Here is an 18,292-nt window from a genome sequence, read left to right as displayed (position 1 = left end):
ACATAGCTTTGATAGCGTCATCTACTGTATGTGCACTCCATACAGCTGGTTTGTTTTTTCTGAAATCCTCAGCTTTTACACTCGCTGGTACTACTGCTAATGCTAGTGCACCTAATGTCATACTTAAAAATTGTCTTCTTTGCATTGTCTTTTCCTTTTAATCCAAAGTTATTTTAAACCTTCAATATGTTTTGCTAATGCTTGCATATCTTCATCACTAAGTTTACTCACTTGACCCTTCATTACACCTTTCATAGGACCACCATATGTTCCAACTTTATACCCTTTTAAGGCTGCAAGAGTTTTCTGTGCTTTCCAACCTTGAATTACTTGTGATTTTCCTAAAGCATGTTTTTCACCATTTGCACCATGACATGCACTACATTTTGCAAAACTTGCATCTGCACTTAATATTGTTGCACCTAATACACCTAAAGTCATAATTGTTTTTGATAAAGTTTTCATATCAAACTCCTTTTTTGTTATATATCCGTAGTATAAAAAATAATTGTGGAGTGATTGTGAAGTGTTAAAACTTTATAGTAAATGTAGTGTACTCATCTTCTAAAGAGTTTACATTAATTTCAAATCCATACTCATCTAAGATAGATTTTACTATATGCAACCCTATTCCAAAACCGCCTGTAGTATCTGTAAATCGGGCATATCTTGTAAAAAGGTTGTGTAGATTTTTTTTGGCTATTCCTATTCCACTATCTTTAATGCTCAAACTATTTTTATCTAATGTTATCTCTATCGTTCCTTGAACTTTATTGTATTTTATAGCATTTGAGAGAAGATTATCAATCACTTTTATAAGCTTTTTTCTATCTATATATAGAGTAACTTCATCTTGATAAAATTTTGTAACCTTTATCTGTTTGATATTTGCTTGGGCTTTAAAGTACTCTATCCTTTCATCTAAAAGTTCACATAAATTGATCTTGATATCTTGTGAGATAAGTTTATGTTTGAGGATTAAGAAAGTAAGGTCATCATAAATATTTGAGAGTGTTTTTGCACCTATCTCTATTCTATCAATAACTTTTTGACTTGATTTATCTTGCTCTATATTTTGGAGGAATTCTACATTTGTAAGTATTGTACTGACAGGTGTATTTAGTTCATGTGTCGTATCTTTGATAAATCTATCAAGTAAAAATAGTGTATCTTTCATAGGTTTGAGTAACAGTGAAAGTATAAAATACCCTACTGTTAACATAAATACCAAAAAAACTGTTCCATAAAGTACGATAGTAGCTATCAATGAAATTTCAAAACTTTTATCTTCAACTATCTCTACTATAATATACTGTGCTTCAAGATAATATTCGTCGCTATTTTTCAAATAACGTGCTATCATATTTTGTGTCATTTGCAAATTACTTAAATCAATAGTCGGGTTTTGTTTTGTAGAGTATAAAAGTTTGTAATCTTTATCGTAAAGTGAAGTTTTAAACTTTGTATCCCAAGGGTAGATAAGTTGATTTGTTGTATCGTTTTTCAAATCTTTGAGTTTGAGTGTTAACTCATTTGCATAATCATTGAGAGCTACTAGTTGCTCTTGATTATAGAGCTCTTTTTGAGAGCTATAATAAAGATAGATACCAAGTGTAGTAATTATAAGGGTAAAAAAACTATATAAAACTAAAAAATTTTGCAGTGTTTTTTTACTACTTGTGGATAAATTTATATCCAGATTTTTTAATACTGACAATACTATCCTTTCCTAAAATTTGACGCAAGTGCTTGATATATGTTCTCACAGCACTCTCACTTGAAATTTCATTATATTCCCAAAGTCTGTTTTCTATCACTTCATGATCGATAAGCTCATTTTTATGTTGTAAAAAAAGCTTTAAAAGTTTTAACTCCTTATTTGCTAGAGAAATAGGCGTATCATTTTGTTTTAAAGTGTCATTTATTGCATCAAAACTACACCCATTAGAAAGTGCTATCTCCTCACTTTTATTATGATAAAACTCTCTTTTTAAAAGAGTTTCCACTCTAAGTTGTAACTCTTTAAGTGCAAATGGTTTTTTTATATAATCATCACATCCACTATCATAACCATTTTCTAAATCTGCGATTCCATTTAATGAGGTGATAAAAATAGCTGGTGTTTGGTTTTGTCTCTCTCTAAGTTCATGTAAAAGCTCAAAACCACTTAGTTTTGGAACATTTACATCGAGTAAAAGTAGGTCGAAATTATGCTCATACGCTTTTTCACTTGCATCTTCACCATCATAACTGCTAAGCACTTCATAATCTTGTGCTTCTAAAAAATCTTTAACAGTTTCATGTAAAGCCATATCATCTTCAAGAAGGAGTATTTTTTTCATAACTACATTATATCATTGTATAGTAAGGAGGGAGGAAGAAAGAGGTATAAGATACTAAATAAAGTATCTTATAATTTTTGACGTAGTTTTGCTACAAAGTATTTTTTACTCCAAATAGGCTCTTTAAGCTCTAGTAACTCTCTGATCTCATCATTGACAAGTCTATAACTTAGAGTAATCTCAACCATAGCTGCTCCAGCTACTTTCTCAACTTTAAAGCTTTTTGAGCCTTTTGCAGGGATACTCATATCTTTAGAGGCTTTTTTAGCCATATGAGGGATACCCTCTCTACCTTTTTTTCTCTCATATGTTGTTGTAAGTGAAAGAGTTTTTGTATCAATTACTTCACCCGATTTATTTTTATATACCATTTCAAGCAGTAACTCACGTCCACCAAATCCACTTGGGACATTATGTGGTTGAGGATTTGAGATAGTGATTATAAGGCTTCTGCCTTTTTTCTCAGATGAAAGTTCTAATGCACCATTTAACATAGAGTCAAAATGTGCACCCATAAAACCGTGATTTCTTACCGTTCGTATCTTTGCTTTGCCATTAAAACTATATGTAGCTGCAACGTCTTTTTTCTGTGGACCCATATGACACTCAACACATTTTTGTTCACCCACATATTCCTCTTCCATATTTGTGAACACAAGACCTCTTACACTTCTATCATTTGCATGGCATACAAAACAAAGTTTATTTGGGTTTTTATCCATAAAATCATGGTGGATAGTTTTATGATATGGTGATTTTGCATCTGTATATGGACCTGTCATAGTTCCTGATTTTGTCCATTCTACTCTATGTATACCACGTTTTGTTGCATCATACTCATCATGAATTTTATCTATGTTATGACAAACTACACAGTTAATCCCTTCACCAAGTGAATCATCTGAAACTGCTTTATCTACTTTACTTCCTTCAGTTAATCCCATGACAGCTGCTAGTTCATAGTCCAAAGTTGTATTTGTAACCGAGATTCTAGGATTGTGACAAGTTGCACACTCAACTTTTACACTATTGAGACTTTTTCTATGTTTTCTACTTACATATTCTATACTCTTTTGAAAATACTCATCGTTTTTATAATGACTTTTTGCATGCCATGAATCACTCCATTCATCCACAATTCTATGGTGACAAACTTTACATTTTACAGATTCTTGATAACGCTGATCTACTTTAACAACTTTAGCACCAAAACTAAAACTAAATGCCAATAAAAAAACTAAAAAAAATCTCATATCCTATCCTCTTTGTTTATCTAACCAGACCATAAGCCCTTTTTGTGCATGTAATCTGTTTTCAGCCTCGCTAAAAACAATATCGCTATGCTCCTCTAAAACCTCTTCACTCACTTCTTGTCCGCGATATGCAGGTAAACAGTGTAAAAATTTTGCACCTTTTTGTGCTAAGCACATCATAAGTCCATCTACAATGTAACCTTTAAAATCTTTGATGCGCTGCTCTTTTTCATCCTCTTGACCCATAGATGCCCAAGTATCTGTTGTGACTACACTCGCACCAGAAATTGCTTCTTTTGGATCGTTACTGACTTTAATAACTGCTCCACTTTGTTTTGCAAGTTCATACGCATCTTTTAAAACATCGCTATCAACTTCATACCCTTTTGGTGTTGCAATACGAAGTTCAAATCCAAGTTTTGCAGCAAGCATCAACCAAGAGTGTGTCATATTATTTCCATCACCAACATAAGCAACTTTAAGATCTTTTTCTAAACCATACTCTATAATTGTCATATAATCTGCTAAAAGTTGCACGGGATGATACGAATCTGTAAGTCCATTAATAATTGGTACTTGAGAGTACTTTGCGAACTCTTCGATCATTGAGTGCTCGAATGTTCTAATCATTACCATATCACACATTCTACTTATTACACGTGCAGTATCTTTTACAGGCTCACCTCGTCCTAAATGGATATCACGGTTTGATAAAAAAAGTGCATGTCCGCCAAGTTGAAACATCCCTGTTTCAAAACTAACACGTGTTCTTGTTGAACTTTTTTCAAAGATCATCGCAAGAGTTTTGTGTTCTAACTCTTTTTTATAAATCCCTTTTTTTAAATCTTTTTTAATACTAAGACCAAGTTCAATAATTTCTAAAATCTCTTCTTTGCTAAAGTCTTTTAGTGTTAAAAAATGTCTCATTCTCTTTCCTAAATTTTTTAATAAGTGTAAATTATACTATTTTTTTAAAAGTTTTGCCACTTCTTTCGCGTGGTATGAGATGATTATATCTGCACCCGCACGTTTAAACGCTACCATAGTTTCCATCACAACCCTATCATAATCAATTAAACCTGCATTTCCAGCATGTTTTAACATCGCATATTCACCACTTACATTATACACTGCCATCGGTTTTGTAGTATTGTCTTTAATCTCTCGAATTATATCAAGGTATGCAAGGGCTGGTTTTACCATTAAAATATCAGCACCTTGTGCCTCATCTTCGATTGATTCTGCTATCGCTTCACGTCTGTTTGCAGGATCCATTTGATATGAACTTCTATCGCCAAAACTTGGAGTTGATTCTGCCACATCACGAAATGGTCCGTAATATCCTGATGCAAATTTTGTTGAGTAACTCATTATTGGCAAGTCATTGTATCCTGCACTATCAAGTGCATCTCTAAGTGTTTCTATAATGCCATCCATCATCCCTGAAGGTGCAATCATATCTACTCCCGCTTTTGCGTGAACTATAGCTTGTTGTCCAGATATCTCTAATGTTGCATCATTAATAACTGTCTCTTTTTCTTCATCAATGATTCCGCAGTGCCCATGATCTGTATACTCACAAAAACACAAATCAGTTACTACAAACATCTCTGGATGTGCTTTTTTTATCTCTTTTACTGCTGTTGCTATGATTCCATGCTCACATAACGCATCACTTCCAACTGAGTCTTTTGTATCTGGAATTCCAAATAAAATAATAGAATTTAGACCCAATTCTTTTAACTCCTCACACTCTTTTACAGCTACATCGATACTCATTTGATATACACCAGGCATAGATGCTACCTCTGTTTTTATCCCCTCTCCACTTCTTACAAACAGTGGATAGATAAAATCATCAACACGTACATGTGTTTCACGTACTAATGCACGTAAATGTTGATTTAAACGAGTTCTACGAAATCTTTGAAACATAATTTTTTAACCTTTTTTGCTATAATTGTGATTATTTTACCATTATAAAGATAAATAATTTATAGAATAGGTCTAAAATGAACATAGAGATTTCAGAAGTAGCAAATTTACCTTCGCGTTTTGGTGACTTTCAAGTAAAAGCATTTAAAGAGGGGCATAAAGAACACTTAGTTATATATTCAAAAAATTTAGATGAAATTCCAATTGTAAGAGTTCATTCAGAATGTTTAACAGGTGATGCTATAGGGAGTCTCAAATGTGATTGCCGTGACCAGCTTGAGTATGCCTTAGAGATGGCAAATGAAACAGGTGGGATGGTTATTTATCTTCGTCAAGAGGGTAGAAATATTGGTCTTTTAAATAAAATAAATGCCTATGCACTGCAAGATCAAGGGTATAATACAATAGAAGCAAATCATCAACTTGGATTTTCAGCAGATGAGCGAAGTTATGAGATCGTAACTGCTGTTTTAAATCATTTTAATATTGAAAAGATAAAATTATTAACAAACAATCCAGATAAAATCAACTCTATTCAAGGGGTTGAAATAGTTGAACGTATACCGATTATTATGAAAGCAAATGAACATAATAAAGGTTACCTCAACACAAAACGTGATGAGATGGGACATTTAATCTAAAGAGGGACTATGGCTATAGATGTTGAGCGGGATGATTTAAGCACAGCTATATATAAACTTAAAGCGCAAGAGGATATCTTAAAAGAGTTTAGTATGCTCTCTGGGCTTGGAAGTTGGGAGATAGATTTTAAGACGCACAAAACAATCTGGTCAGATAATCTTTATAATGTTTATCAAGTCCCTAGAGACACTTCTCTTAGTTTTGAAACTTTTTTAAATATCATTTTGCCAGAGTATGTTGAAGAGGCACAAAGGATTATAGAACTCTCTGCAAAATCAAGAGATATATTTTCATTTCAAGCACGTGCAAAACGTGGTGATGGAAAAATAATTGATATTTTAATCAACGCAAAAACTATTTTTAATGAAGATGGTAAACCTCTTAAATTTATAGGTTCAACCCAAGATATTACCCCCATTGTTGAGCTAGAACAGGAAGCTAAAGAGTTATCTGAACTTGTTGAACAATCTTCTAATGAGATATATATAGTCAATTTTGAAACGCTTGATTATATGTATGTTAATCATGGTGCTACAAAATCTTTGCAATACTCAAAAGAGGAATTACTCTCTATGAGTATAAAAGATGTTAATCCATATCTTAAAAATGATGAGATAGAAAGACTAAGAGACCTTCTTGATCGTAATGGAAATATTTTAAATAAAACTATTCATAAAAGAAAAGATGGTTCACTTTATTATGTACAATCATACTTGCATATCATTACCTATAAAAACAAAAAATGTTATGTTATTTTTGATACAGACATCTCCCAAATTATAGAACTCGAATCAAAATACCAACGCCAAGCTAAAATCCTTGAAAATATCCATGATTCAGTTATCAGTACAGATAACTGTGGCAATATTTTGACTTGGAACAATGGAAGTAAAAAACTTTTTGGTTACGATACTTTTGAAGCTATTGGGAAAAATATAAAAATAATCTACAGTAATCAAAATGAGATCACTCTAACACAATGTTTTCAAAACATCAATGATGGTATCAATCTCAATGCAGAGCTCTTACTAGTAGATAAAAATCAAAATGAAATCATTTGTGATGTCTCTTTAAGTGCTTCCAAAGATGATTTAGGACAGATTATTGGTTATATCGGCTATATTCAAGATATTACTAAACAAAAAGAGACACAAAGAATGCTTGAGATTCAAACTGAGAAGTTACGACATCAAGCGCATCATGATATGCTCACAAATCTACCAAATAGAGTTTTATTTCGAGACAGATTAGATCAAACTATCGCTTCAGCAAAAAGACATGATAAAAAATTTGCACTTTTATTTATAGACCTTGACCAATTTAAAAATATTAACGATTCACTTGGTCATCATGTGGGGGATCAAGTTTTAATCGAAGCATCGAAACGTTTAACATCTGTTATTCGTGAAGAAGACACCCTTTCACGTCTTGGCGGTGATGAGTTTACTATCATTCTAAAAGATATTCATGAGAGCCAAAATGCAATTATCGTTGCGCAAAAAATTATAGATATTTTAAGAGAACCTATCATTATCAAAGAGTTAGAACTTTATGTCTCTTCAAGTATTGGCATTTCAATCTATCCAGACGATACCAAAGAGGGTGATAACCTTATCAAATATGCAGATGCAGCAATGTATAAAGCAAAAGATGAAGGGCGTAGCAACTACCAATTTTACTCCTCAGACATGACAGAATCAGCATTCGAACGAGTTATTATGGAGCAAAGTTTACGTGTTGCAATTAAAGAGGAGAGTTTTGTTGTCCATTATCAACCACAAATAGATTCAAATACAGATAAAGTAGTCGGTATGGAAGCTCTTGTTCGTTGGGAACATAGTGATGTTGGGATGATTTCACCAGATAAATTTATCCCATTGGCTGAAGAGACAGGGATGATTATACAAATAGACCTTATAGTTTTACGCTACGCTATGAAACAGTTTAAAGATTGGATCGATCAAGGATTAGAACCTGGAAAACTTTCATTAAACCTTTCTGCAAAACAGATAGAAAATAAAAACTTTATTGAGATACTCTCAGATACTATGAAAACATTACATTTTGATCCTGCTTGGCTCACATTAGAGATCACAGAGGGGCAAATTATGAAAAACCCTGAAGATTCAATCAAACGTTTAAAAGAGATCAATAATCTAGGTATAGAAATAGCGATAGATGATTTTGGTACAGGATACTCTTCATTAGCTTACTTAAAACGTCTTCCTGTAAATAAACTAAAAATTGATAAAGTTTTTGTCGAAGGCCTTCCAGATGATGATGAAGATATAGCGATCTCAAAAGCGATTATTGCACTTGCTCAAATTTTAAATCTAAAGTTAGTAGCTGAGGGAGTTGAGACAAAAGAGCAACAAGAGTTTATGTTAGCAAATGGATGTGATGTTATCCAAGGGTATTACTATTCTAAACCACTTGATGCAAACAATATGGAAAAATTTTTAATAGCTAGAATAAAGTTATAAAAATTTACTCTCTGGTAGTGCAGTTATCCTACGCATAGCTGCATCAGCTTCTCGCATAAGTTCATCTGTTAATTCAGAAAGCTCTTTATAGTATAGTTTTAATTTATCGTGTTCTAAATTATCTTTACCTTTATTGATAACTTTAGCAAAGATACCACTACCACGTTGTTGCTTTGCCTGATATATCTCATACACTCTACTATAATCTTGATGCCATTTTTCATGCACTTTATCTAAACGTTCAAACATTTGATGCCCTAAAATCTTTGTCATCTCATCTTTGTTTGAATAAAACCATTGCCCACATTCACACTCCATTTTTCCAAGTGCTGTTGGTTCTTCTACCAACTCCCCTTTTATAATGTGCTTTATTTTATCCATTTGACGCTTATGAGTCTCTCTTGCAACTGCCATAGCATCTAACATCTCTTTTCTCGTCATAATCTTGCTCTTTTGCCAAAAATTTTAAAATTATAATATAATTATCTAAATTTAACAATTAAAGTTATATAATGAACTTTATTTTTTTTTAAAGGAATAGTTAATGTCTCGTCCAACTCCTATAGATAAAGAGAAAGTATTAGACCCAAAAAAATACATTGTTTCTAAGACAGATGCTAAAGGGATCATCGAATATGGAAACGACTATTTTGTTGAGATAACAGGTTATACAGAAACAGAATTAATTGGTAAACCGCATAATATTATCCGCCATCCAGATATGCCAAGAGTGGTGTTTAAAATGATGTGGGATAGAATCAATCGTGCACAAAACATTATGGCTGTTGTAAAAAATCTCGCTAAAGACGGTAGCTATTATTGGGTTGTAACAGAGTTTGAACCAAAGGTTGATCCTATAACAAATGAGATCATTTCACATACGGCATTTAGAAAAGCAGCCCCTAGAAAAGCTATAGATGTTATGGCACCAATCTACCAAAAACTTGTAGAGATTGAAAAAGATGGTGGCATGGAAGCGAGTGAAAAATATCTTCGTGGTTTCTTAGAAGAAGCAGGTGTTACATATGATGAATTTATTGAAGACCTTGTTGGAAATAAAGGTTTGTTCAAAATCTTTTTTAAAGCGATGAAAAAATTCTTTTCTTAACAACACTTTTTAGGTAAAATATTCTTTTTAAAAGGATATTTTACTTGGGTCTACGATTACAACTTCAAGAGTTACATTTACCAGAAAGTTTTTTTCACTATGCTGCTAAATATAAAGAGCATCTACTTAAATGGAATAAAATCCATAACCTCACTGGTGCAAAAGATGAAAAGACTTTAGATAGTTTCATTGTAGATGCAGTGTATCCTGTAAGTTTTCTTCCAAAAATAAACTCTTTAATGGATATAGGTACGGGTGCTGGTTTTCCAGGGATGATTTTAGCTTTTGCACTTAGCGATACACACGTTACACTTGTAGAACCTTTGGCAAAACGTGCAAGTTTTTTACAATTTATCAAGGCTGATCTGGGACTTCAAAATGTGACTATTGTCAAAAAACGAGTTGAAGATATGGATTCACAAATATTTGATATGATTACCTCTCGCGCTGTTACAGATACAAAAATGCTTTTAAACTTAAGTAAAAAACACCGTGATGCAGATACAAAACTTTTTTTTTACAAAGGTGAAAAAGTTTTTGATGAGATGGATGATGTTGTAGAAAATATGCACTATAAAGTGATTGAAAAACAAAATAGACATTACCTACTACTGGGAGAAAATATATGATAAAGTATTTAGTTGTTATTGGAGTTATCGCTTTTGTGTACTTTATGTTTATCAAAAAAAAGCCGATCTCTTCGACTAAAGACTCAAAAGATACAAAACCACAACCAAATGACATGATCGAATGTAGTAGTTGCGGTGTTTATGTAGAGATAAGTGAATCGATACTCAGCAATGGGAAATATTACTGCTCAAAAGAGTGTGTACAGAAGGGGAATTGATGCTACTGTTTGGTCACCGTTTTATACAAAGCCAAAGGTTTTACCATATCTTTGATATAGAAGATATTACTCATACACCACCATCTTCAAAAATTTATGTGGAGTTTTCACAAAATAATCTTGATATTATCCAATATTTGCAACAAAACAACATCTCATATGGGATTAATGTCAAAAATATAACTGAACTTATTTATGCATCTGCTTTAGGTGCAGACTTTATAATGGTACAAAAAAGTTTTGCAAAAACTGCACAAAATATTGCTGAAAATTATCTCTTTGATGCAAAAATCCTTGTACATATTGAACAAGAAGATCAGATTGAAGAGTTTGCCTTACTTGGAATAGATGGTGTTATTTTTGCTGAGGCGATTGTGAAGATAAGTTAATGAAAACTTTTCTTCTTTTAGCATCTTTGATACTTTTCAATGGATGCTCGACAAGAAGTTCTACACCAAAATATGCTACACTTAAACCTTATACTGAACAAACAGATAATGAAGTCCCCTATAAACTTCAAAAACATAACCCAATCACACAAACAATTTATGAGCAATACAAGAAATGGTATAACACTCCTTATGAGTATGGTGGTAATTCTTGCCATGGGATTGATTGTTCTGCTTTAGTGCAAAATGTCTATGAAGATGGTTTTGGAGTCACAATTCCAAGAGATACTACACATCAGGCAAAAGCTGGTCACTTTATAAAAAAATCTGCTATTAAAGAGGGAGATTTAGTTCTATTTAAAACAAGTTATCGTTCTAAACATTCAGGAATATACCTCGAATATGGAAATTTTTTACATACATCAACTAAACATGGTGTAGTTATTTCAAATATCAACAACCCTTATTGGAAACAACATTATTGGCAAGCTAGACGAGTTCTCGCTTATTAGACCACTATTCTTCTAATATGACTCTTTAATGATGTCAAAATTTCATAAGAAAAAGTTCCAGCATATTTTGCTATCTCTTTTGCATCATTGAAAATTAACAACTCCTCTTTATCAGACAAAAATGAACTATTATCCATAGAAATACGTCCAGCAATTGCTACACTCTCAGGAGTTTTATAAGTATTTGAACATGCACGAAAAAAACCATCGCCATATCCAAAGTCATAATTACTTACAACTTGTTGTTTATCACTTTTTAAACTTGCTCCATAGCCTACACAATCACCTGCATTTATAACTCTAGAAGAATTTCGCTTAGCGTAAAGACTCAACACTGGTTTTAAATCAACACTACAAATACTACAAGGCATCACTAAACCACCATAAATAGCGATGCCCACTCTTGTCATATCATCATCAAAATCTTTTGTACGAAAAAGTGCTGCTGAGTTAGTAGAGTGAAAAGCTATTTGATAGTTATATGTTTTTGCCAACTCTTTTGCTTGAACTTTAACCTCTTGAAAATTTTTTCTCTGAAAATCGAAGTAATCACCCTCTTCATCAGCACAAGAATGATGCGTTAAAACCCCTTTGAGTTCTAGTTCATTTTGAGCGATAAGAGCAAAAGCCTCTTGGAGTTGACACATCTCTATACCGTTTCTATTCATTCCAGTGTTTACTTTGAGTTCTACTTTTGTATATTTTGGAAACTTTTGAATTGCATCTAATTCATTGATCGTATAGTGTATCTTTGGATCAGCAACTTTTGGGATTTGGGCAAGTACTAAAATATACTCAAAAAAATCATAAATCTCTTGTGCATCGCTTTGCGTTTGTACAACTGTTTTTGTTATACCATACTCACGTGCCAAAGTCGCCATTTCACAAAGTCCATGACCATATGCATTATCTTTTAAAACTACCGCTATTTTATCTTTGCTTTTAGTTTTATCTGCGATAATGTCAAGATTATAAAAAAAGTTGTTTTTATTTAAAGTTATGAAAGCCATAGGGGAATTATACAATGTTAATTGCTGAATTTGAAAAACAAAGTTTTACTCAGGTTGTTTTTCCACATGAAAAGATGGATTGGTCTTGTTGCATTGAAGATGCTAGAGCTAATTTTGTAAATATTATTAATGCAATCAGACAATTTCAGACATGCTTAGTAGTATGTTATAACATCAATGAGGTACAAAACTATTTTGAAGATCATACAAATATCAAATTTGTTGAATATACCGCTAATGATACTTGGGCAAGGGACACCTCAGCTCTAAGCATATACAAAGATGGTGAAATAAAGCTTTTAAACTTTATCTTTAATGCTTGGGGTGGAAAGTTTAACTCAGAGCTTGATAATAGAATGTCAAAAATACTTGCACCGTATTACTCATGCGAAATGGAAGATATTGATTTTATTTTAGAGGGTGGTGGTGTTGAGAGTAATGGAGAGGGACTTATTTTAACAACCTCAGAGTGTATGCTCAATCCAAATAGAAACAGCAAATTTAACAAAGAGCAAATCACACAAAAGCTCAAAGAGTATTTTGGAGCAAAAGAGATTTTGTATGTAAATAACGGTTATCTTGCTGGAGATGACACAGATTCACATATAGATACTTTGGCACGTTTTATCTCAAAAGACACCATTATGTATGTTGCATGTGATGATGAAAATGATGAACACTATGAAGCACTAAAAAAGATGGAAGATGAACTTAAAGAGTTTGTGATTGAGCACAAATTAAAACTTATAAAACTTCCAATGAGTTCTGCTGTGTATGATGATAATGAACGCCTACCTGCTACATATGCAAACTTTTTATTTGTAAATAATGGTGTGCTTGTTCCAACTTACAATGTTAAAGAGGATGCGGAGGCTTTGGAAATTTTTAGATGGGCTATGCCTGATAGGGAAGTTGTTGGAGTTGAGTGTGCAACACTCATCCGACAACATGGATCACTCCACTGTGTCACTATGAACTTTGCTAGTGAAATTTCCATCAACTGATTTTTCTTGATCTAACATTGCCATTCCACTCATAATCAAATAAGTGGAGATGGCAAAACCTAATGCAATTATTACGGTACGTTTAAATTTTTCCATTTTTGTCATGGTAGAATTATACCAGATATCATTCATTCCAAATGTTTGTTAAAAAGTTTTGTATTTGGTGCTCAGACCAAAGGGAGGATTTGTCGCCATAAATAATATCTGTTCAAAAGCCTTCTAGCAGTTCTCTTAACACTTCTGTAACACTTCTTTTTATACAATGGCAAGGATTTTATGTTTAGAGGTTTATATATGAAAAAAATAATTCCATTATCGTTATTAGCAGTGTCTTACCTTACAGCTAGTGACGTTACAGTTGATACAATTACTGTTGAATCTACAGTGATTTCAGAGGTTGCAGAGAATGCACAAACATCTGCTGATACAGCAAAAGCACTCAGTGATAAAGTGCCAAGTGTAGATATGAATAGAAGAAGTGGTATCGCTAATGATATCTACATTCGTGGGCAAAAAAGAGATAATATTGTTGTAGAGGTTGATGGTACAAAAACATATGGTGCATGTCCAAATAGAATGGATCCACCAACATCACATATCGTTGCAAATCAAATTGATAGTATCCAAGTTATTGAAGGTCCTTATGATGTTGAAACATTTGGTGCTTTAAGTGGGGAAGTAAAAGTAACTACGAAAAAACCATCTAAAGAATTGCAGGGTTCAGTTAATCTAGCTGCAGGTGCATGGGGATACAATAAAATTGGTGCAACTGCTAGTGGAGGAAATGATTTTATTAGAATGATGGCTACAGTTTCAAGAGAATCAAGTGACCAATACAAAGATGGAAATGGGGACACTTTAGCAGAACAAGTTGACAATCAAGCAACACTTGATCCTACGAATTTAAATAAATATAAATTCAAAACAGCTTACCATGATATGCCAGCATACGTCAAAAATAGTGCAATGGTAAAAGCATTTATAACAACTGCCCAAAATCAAGAGCTTCGCTTAAGTGTAACAGCAAATAGAAGTGATAATGTTTTATACCCAAGTACACCTATGGATGCTATTTATGATGATTCAAATATTTATAGTGCTGAGTATAATGTTGATGCTATCAATGAAAACTTTAAAAATTTAAACCTCCAATATTACCACTCAGATGTAGATCATCCAATGGGAACTGATTATAGAATGTCATCAAGTATGATGGTAATGACAAATGCTCTAACAACAGAGATGGATGGTGTAAAACTCAAAAATACTTTTGATATCATGGATTCAATCTTTGTGCTTGGTTTTGATGGTAGTGAAAGAAAATGGGATGGGCATTATGAGATGAACCATATGGAAACAATTAAAAGTATAGATAATACAAAAACAAAAGATAGTGCTATTTTTGCTAAACTTGATAAATCTTTTGGTGCTTTTGATGTAAGTGTAGGTGCAAGATATGACTATGCAAAAGTTAAAAGTGATAGCTTTGGTGGTAGAAAGTTTTTCTATCCAAGTGCAAATATCATGACAACTTACAACTTTAATAAAGAAAACAAACTTTTCTTAGGTCTTGGTCAAGCGACACGTGTACCAGATGCAAGAGAATTGTACTTTATGTCTAAAGCTGGTGCTCATGTTGGTACAAATACTTTAGATGAAACAACAAACCAAGAGGTTGACTTAGGATATGAAACAAATAACCAATACTTTAAACTAAAAGCAAAAGCTTTTTACTCTAAACTTAGTGACTATATCTATTTCCAAAAAGGTTTATCTACAAATAACTTCCAAAATATCGATGCAACACTTTATGGTGCAGAGTTAAGTGCTTCTCTATATGCAACTGATGAGATCACTGTTGATATGGGTGCATCATATAAAGTTGGTGAAAAAGACACTGCTTTAACTGGTCAAACAGATACAGATTTAGCTGATATCGCACCTCTACGCGCTAATATTGGTGTAAACTATGAGTATATGACTAATTCTATAGCAACTTTAGAACTACAAGCAAGTGATAGATGGGACAAAATAGATTCTGATAATGGTGAGCAAGAGTTAGCTGGTTGGGCAATTGTAAATGCAAAAATCAAACATGCAGTAAATAAACAATTTGACTTTACTCTTGGTGTAAATAACATCTTTGATGTAACATATGCTCTAAGTAACACATATGTAGATTTAACACTTATCGCTTCTGGTGCTACTGAAACTATGTTACTTAATGAACCAGGACGTTATATATATACAAACTTAGATTTTAAATTCTAAACAAGTTATAGCCCAAATTTTTGGGCTATATTCTGAAGAAAAAAATTAATCCCCCTTTTATATCAAACAAGCTAAAATCCTTTTTATGATAACTAGATACCCAACAAAAAAAATATATGTAGGTGATGTAGCAGTTGGTGGTGATGCACCTATCTCTGTGCAATCTATGACATTCTCAGATACACACAATGTTACAGCTACAGTTGAGCAAATAAATCGTCTCCATTTTGCAGGGTGTGACATTGTTCGTGTTGCGGTTCCTGATATGGAAGATGCACTTGCCCTTAAAAGCATTAAAGAGCAAATCTCACTTCCACTTGTTGCAGATATCCACTTTAACCATAAACTAGCCCTTATCGCTGCGGAAGTAGTTGATTGTATCCGTATAAATCCTGGTAATATTGGAAGCAAACAAAAAGTTGCTGAGGTTGTAAAAGCGTGTCAAACACGTAATCTTCCTATTCGTATCGGTGTAAATGCTGGAAGTTTAGAAAAAGAGTTTGCAAACAAATATGGAGCAACTGCCGAGGCGATGGTAGCAAGTGCTGAGTATAATATCAAATATTTGGAAGATTTAGGATTTGATGATATTAAAGTTTCTCTCAAAGCGAGTGATGTGCAAAGAACAGTAGAAGCATATAGAATGTTACGCCCTAAAAACCACTATCCTTTCCATTTAGGTGTAACTGAAGCAGGAACATTGTTTCATGCGACAGTAAAAAGTTCAATCGGACTTGGTGCACTGTTACTTGATGGAATCGGTGACACTTTACGTGTCTCCATTACTGGTGAGCTTGAAGAGGAGATCAAAGTTGGACGTGCAATCCTTAAAGATAGTGGTGCATTGCCTGATGGACTTAACATCATCTCCTGTCCAACATGTGGACGTATTGAAGCTGATCTTGTAAGTGCTGTTGCTGAGATAGAAAAACGTACAGCGCACATTAAAACACCTTTAAATGTTAGTGTAATGGGCTGTGTTGTAAATGCTATAGGGGAAGCTGCACATGCTGATGTAGCGATCGCTTATGGTAAAGGTAAAGGTCTTGTTATGGTTAAAGGCGAAGTTGTTGCCAATCTTGATGAAAAAGAACTTGTCGATAGATTTGTCGATGAGATTGAAAAAATGTCTGCAAAAAATTAAAAAAAATTATAAATCTTCATAATATCTTCATCAACTCCTTTTAAAGTTACATAAGAAAAACTTTTACAAGGAGTTCTTTATGAGAGCTTATCTTTTATTATTCTTACTTATAAATTCACTTATGTTTACAGGTTGTAATCCAAGTACTAGCAGTTCAGGAGATTCTGAAAGTTCTAGCCATGATTATGATAGTGATCATGATGACGATAGTAATGATAATTCATCTAACACTAGTAGTTCAACAACATCAGGAGATACTACAACTACCAATTTAAGATACTCCACACATAATCAAGGTATCGCGTGTGGAAATTGTCATACTAACGGTGAAGAATCTTTTGCTTCTGGCGGTACTATTTTTTACACTCTAAATGCAGCCAATAAAGATGGTTCCCATGCAGCCGCTAATTATAAAATAAAACTTCTTTTAAATAATGGGCAAACTATAACATACTCAACTGCTCGTGGTACTGGTAATGTTTATAAAGGGTGGATAAATGCAGGTGTTGACAAATATACAGCAGCGGTAATTGATTCTAATGGCAATGTTGTAAACAAATCTTTAGAATATTCTCATGATGCTACGCGTTTTAATTGTAATAGCTGTCATACACAATCAGGAATCAGCAGTGCACCAGGAAGAATTGTCTCATATGATTATTATGCTAGTTTAGCTTCAACAACAACCACGACGACTACAACCACTGATACAAACTCAACCACTTCGACAACAACTACAGGTACATTTACTACAGATGTTTTACCAATTTTACAAGCAAAATGTGCAGGGTGTCATGGAAACTCTGGTAACTTTTCCATTACAAATTCATCTACTCCGTATGCTGGTGTACTCCCTTTTGTTGATACAACAAACGCAACTGCTTCATCCCTTTTACAAAAAGCTTCTGGAACTGTAGGTCATGCTGGAGGTACAGTACTCGCGACTACATCAGCAGATTATATAACTATTCGTGATTGGATTGATGCTGGTGCTTTAGATACAAGCAATAGTACTAGTACTTCTTCATCGACAACAACGACTACGCCAACTACAACAACTACCTCAACACAAATCTCTTTTGCAAGTGATGTATTGCCACTATTACAAAGTAGTTGTTCAGGATGTCATGGAAGTTCTGGAAATTTCTCAATTACTCGTTCATCCACACCTTACGCTGGAGTAACACCTTTTGTAAATACATCAAGTGCAACTGCTTCATCGCTTTTACAAAAAGCTTCTGCGCAAGTTTCTCATGGTGGCGGTCGAGTCTATAGCACAACTTCAACACAGTACACAACCATTCGAGACTGGATATCTCAAGGTGCACTAAACAATTAAAAGGGTATGAACA

General features: G+C 33.4%; 20 protein-coding genes. 11 read left to right on the top strand and 9 right to left on the bottom strand.

The genetic code is table 11. From position 1 onward, the window contains the following. Positions 1 to 168: 168 nt before the first annotated feature. The 6 genes from ACQY56_RS05230 to hemB form a co-directional block, all read right to left on the bottom strand. Positions 169 to 465, bottom strand: coding sequence for a c-type cytochrome (locus ACQY56_RS05230; protein ID WP_428738295.1), 297 nt, complete (start codon positions 463 to 465; stop codon positions 169 to 171). Positions 466 to 529: 64 nt separating this feature from the next. Next, positions 530 to 1,717 (bottom strand): sensor histidine kinase, encoded by a 1,188-nt coding sequence (locus ACQY56_RS05225; protein WP_428738296.1) that lies wholly within the window; start codon positions 1,715 to 1,717, stop codon positions 530 to 532. Continuing rightward, complete coding sequence (locus tag ACQY56_RS05220) at positions 1,674 to 2,342, bottom strand: response regulator transcription factor (RefSeq protein WP_428738297.1); 669 nt, start codon at positions 2,340 to 2,342, stop codon at positions 1,674 to 1,676. Before ACQY56_RS05220 ends, ACQY56_RS05225 begins: the two co-directional genes overlap by 44 nt. A gap of 68 nt (positions 2,343 to 2,410) precedes the next feature. Continuing rightward, positions 2,411 to 3,595 carry a multiheme c-type cytochrome gene (locus ACQY56_RS05215; protein ID WP_428738298.1) on the bottom strand — a complete coding sequence of 395 codons (1,185 nt, stop codon included), beginning with the start codon at positions 3,593 to 3,595 and terminating at the stop codon, positions 2,411 to 2,413. Between the two features lie 3 nt (positions 3,596 to 3,598). Further along, entirely contained in the window at positions 3,599 to 4,522 is a 924-nt protein-coding gene (argF, locus tag ACQY56_RS05210; protein WP_428738299.1) for an ornithine carbamoyltransferase, read from the bottom strand. Positions 4,523 to 4,558: 36 nt separating this feature from the next. After that, positions 4,559 to 5,530, bottom strand: a complete 972-nt coding sequence (hemB, locus tag ACQY56_RS05205; protein ID WP_428738300.1) for a porphobilinogen synthase — start codon at positions 5,528 to 5,530, stop codon at positions 4,559 to 4,561. 77 nt (positions 5,531 to 5,607) lie between these two features. On the opposite strand from hemB, the gene ribA reads away from it, so the two are divergent. Then, positions 5,608 to 6,171 (top strand): GTP cyclohydrolase II, encoded by a 564-nt coding sequence (ribA, locus tag ACQY56_RS05200; RefSeq protein ID WP_428738301.1) that lies wholly within the window; start codon positions 5,608 to 5,610, stop codon positions 6,169 to 6,171. 9 nt (positions 6,172 to 6,180) lie between these two features. After that, positions 6,181 to 8,655, top strand: coding sequence for a sensor domain-containing protein (locus ACQY56_RS05195; protein ID WP_428738302.1), 2,475 nt, complete (start codon positions 6,181 to 6,183; stop codon positions 8,653 to 8,655). Here ACQY56_RS05195 and ACQY56_RS05190 read toward each other — a convergent pair. Further along, entirely contained in the window at positions 8,650 to 9,096 is a 447-nt protein-coding gene (locus ACQY56_RS05190; RefSeq protein ID WP_428738303.1) for a CZB domain-containing protein, read from the bottom strand. The two genes, ACQY56_RS05195 and ACQY56_RS05190, sit on opposite strands and share 6 nt — an antisense overlap. 103 nt (positions 9,097 to 9,199) lie before the next feature. Between ACQY56_RS05190 and ACQY56_RS05185 the strand changes: the two genes are divergently transcribed. From ACQY56_RS05185 to ACQY56_RS05165, 5 genes are read left to right on the top strand one after another with little or no spacing between them, the layout of a single operon-like run. Next, positions 9,200 to 9,763, top strand: a complete 564-nt coding sequence (locus ACQY56_RS05185) for a PAS domain-containing protein (RefSeq protein WP_428738304.1) — start codon at positions 9,200 to 9,202, stop codon at positions 9,761 to 9,763. Positions 9,764 to 9,807: 44 nt separating this feature from the next. Beyond that, positions 9,808 to 10,392 (top strand): 16S rRNA (guanine(527)-N(7))-methyltransferase RsmG, encoded by a 585-nt coding sequence (gene rsmG / locus ACQY56_RS05180; RefSeq protein ID WP_428738305.1) that lies wholly within the window; start codon positions 9,808 to 9,810, stop codon positions 10,390 to 10,392. Further along, entirely contained in the window at positions 10,389 to 10,610 is a 222-nt protein-coding gene (locus ACQY56_RS05175) for a PP0621 family protein (protein ID WP_428738306.1), read from the top strand. Before rsmG ends, ACQY56_RS05175 begins: the two co-directional genes overlap by 4 nt. Beyond that, on the top strand, positions 10,610 to 10,999 hold the full coding sequence (locus tag ACQY56_RS05170; protein WP_428738307.1) for a hypothetical protein: 390 nt from the start codon (positions 10,610 to 10,612) through the stop codon (positions 10,997 to 10,999). Before ACQY56_RS05175 ends, ACQY56_RS05170 begins: the two co-directional genes overlap by 1 nt. Continuing rightward, on the top strand, positions 10,999 to 11,511 hold the full coding sequence (locus ACQY56_RS05165) for a C40 family peptidase (RefSeq protein ID WP_428738308.1): 513 nt from the start codon (positions 10,999 to 11,001) through the stop codon (positions 11,509 to 11,511). The genes ACQY56_RS05170 and ACQY56_RS05165 overlap by 1 nt, the downstream gene beginning before the upstream one ends. On the opposite strand, the gene ACQY56_RS05160 is transcribed toward ACQY56_RS05165, so the two are convergent. Next, complete coding sequence (locus ACQY56_RS05160; protein WP_428738309.1) at positions 11,508 to 12,521, bottom strand: alanine racemase; 1,014 nt, start codon at positions 12,519 to 12,521, stop codon at positions 11,508 to 11,510. The genes ACQY56_RS05165 and ACQY56_RS05160 overlap by 4 nt on opposite strands. 14 nt (positions 12,522 to 12,535) lie before the next feature. Here ACQY56_RS05160 and ACQY56_RS05155 point away from each other — a divergent pair, with 14 nt between their 5' ends. Then, on the top strand, positions 12,536 to 13,525 hold the full coding sequence (locus tag ACQY56_RS05155; protein ID WP_428738310.1) for an agmatine deiminase family protein: 990 nt from the start codon (positions 12,536 to 12,538) through the stop codon (positions 13,523 to 13,525). Here ACQY56_RS05155 and ACQY56_RS05150 read toward each other — a convergent pair. Beyond that, complete coding sequence (locus ACQY56_RS05150) at positions 13,475 to 13,630, bottom strand: hypothetical protein (protein ID WP_428743737.1); 156 nt, start codon at positions 13,628 to 13,630, stop codon at positions 13,475 to 13,477. The two genes, ACQY56_RS05155 and ACQY56_RS05150, sit on opposite strands and share 51 nt — an antisense overlap. A 189-nt stretch (positions 13,631 to 13,819) precedes the next feature. Between ACQY56_RS05150 and ACQY56_RS05145 the strand changes: the two genes are divergently transcribed. The 3 genes from ACQY56_RS05145 to ACQY56_RS05135 all read left to right on the top strand — a co-directional run bounded on the left by ACQY56_RS05145 (position 13,820) and on the right by ACQY56_RS05135 (position 18,279). Beyond that, complete coding sequence (locus tag ACQY56_RS05145; protein ID WP_428738311.1) at positions 13,820 to 15,796, top strand: TonB-dependent receptor; 1,977 nt, start codon at positions 13,820 to 13,822, stop codon at positions 15,794 to 15,796. A gap of 85 nt (positions 15,797 to 15,881) precedes the next feature. Next, a complete protein-coding gene (gene ispG / locus ACQY56_RS05140; protein WP_428738312.1) occupies positions 15,882 to 16,940 on the top strand; it encodes a flavodoxin-dependent (E)-4-hydroxy-3-methylbut-2-enyl-diphosphate synthase in 1,059 nt (352 codons plus the stop codon). Positions 16,941 to 17,019: 79 nt separating this feature from the next. Next, entirely contained in the window at positions 17,020 to 18,279 is a 1,260-nt protein-coding gene (locus ACQY56_RS05135) for a hypothetical protein (RefSeq protein WP_428738313.1), read from the top strand. Positions 18,280 to 18,292 lie beyond the last annotated feature (13 nt).

Origin of the sequence: Sulfurimonas sp. (genome assembly GCF_050296975.1) — a bacterium.
GTDB lineage: Bacteria > Campylobacterota > Campylobacteria > Campylobacterales > Sulfurimonadaceae > Sulfurimonas.
The sequence above is the reverse complement of the archived record's forward strand: the minus strand, read 5'-3'. Positions and strand labels throughout refer to the sequence as shown.

What these genes read in the sequence shown, in the direction of transcription:
- ACQY56_RS05150 (WP_428743737.1), bottom strand. Translation starts at nt 13,630, where the DNA reads ATGACAAAAATGGAAAAATTTAAACGTACCGTAATAATTGCATTAGGT.
- ACQY56_RS05220 (WP_428738297.1), bottom strand. Translation starts at nt 2,342, where the DNA reads ATGAAAAAAATACTCCTTCTTGAAGATGATATGGCTTTACATGAAACT.
- ACQY56_RS05170 (WP_428738307.1), top strand. Translation starts at nt 10,610, where the DNA reads ATGCTACTGTTTGGTCACCGTTTTATACAAAGCCAAAGGTTTTACCAT.
- ACQY56_RS05175 (WP_428738306.1), top strand. Translation starts at nt 10,389, where the DNA reads ATGATAAAGTATTTAGTTGTTATTGGAGTTATCGCTTTTGTGTACTTT.
- ACQY56_RS05160 (WP_428738309.1), bottom strand. Translation starts at nt 12,521, where the DNA reads ATGGCTTTCATAACTTTAAATAAAAACAACTTTTTTTATAATCTTGAC.
- ispG (WP_428738312.1), top strand. Translation starts at nt 15,882, where the DNA reads ATGATAACTAGATACCCAACAAAAAAAATATATGTAGGTGATGTAGCA.
- ACQY56_RS05230 (WP_428738295.1), bottom strand. Translation starts at nt 465, where the DNA reads ATGAAAACTTTATCAAAAACAATTATGACTTTAGGTGTATTAGGTGCA.
- argF (WP_428738299.1), bottom strand. Translation starts at nt 4,522, where the DNA reads ATGAGACATTTTTTAACACTAAAAGACTTTAGCAAAGAAGAGATTTTA.
- ribA (WP_428738301.1), top strand. Translation starts at nt 5,608, where the DNA reads ATGAACATAGAGATTTCAGAAGTAGCAAATTTACCTTCGCGTTTTGGT.
- ACQY56_RS05185 (WP_428738304.1), top strand. Translation starts at nt 9,200, where the DNA reads ATGTCTCGTCCAACTCCTATAGATAAAGAGAAAGTATTAGACCCAAAA.
- ACQY56_RS05155 (WP_428738310.1), top strand. Translation starts at nt 12,536, where the DNA reads ATGTTAATTGCTGAATTTGAAAAACAAAGTTTTACTCAGGTTGTTTTT.
- hemB (WP_428738300.1), bottom strand. Translation starts at nt 5,530, where the DNA reads ATGTTTCAAAGATTTCGTAGAACTCGTTTAAATCAACATTTACGTGCA.
- ACQY56_RS05190 (WP_428738303.1), bottom strand. Translation starts at nt 9,096, where the DNA reads ATGACGAGAAAAGAGATGTTAGATGCTATGGCAGTTGCAAGAGAGACT.
- ACQY56_RS05165 (WP_428738308.1), top strand. Translation starts at nt 10,999, where the DNA reads ATGAAAACTTTTCTTCTTTTAGCATCTTTGATACTTTTCAATGGATGC.
- ACQY56_RS05135 (WP_428738313.1), top strand. Translation starts at nt 17,020, where the DNA reads ATGAGAGCTTATCTTTTATTATTCTTACTTATAAATTCACTTATGTTT.
- ACQY56_RS05195 (WP_428738302.1), top strand. Translation starts at nt 6,181, where the DNA reads ATGGCTATAGATGTTGAGCGGGATGATTTAAGCACAGCTATATATAAA.
- ACQY56_RS05145 (WP_428738311.1), top strand. Translation starts at nt 13,820, where the DNA reads ATGAAAAAAATAATTCCATTATCGTTATTAGCAGTGTCTTACCTTACA.
- ACQY56_RS05215 (WP_428738298.1), bottom strand. Translation starts at nt 3,595, where the DNA reads ATGAGATTTTTTTTAGTTTTTTTATTGGCATTTAGTTTTAGTTTTGGT.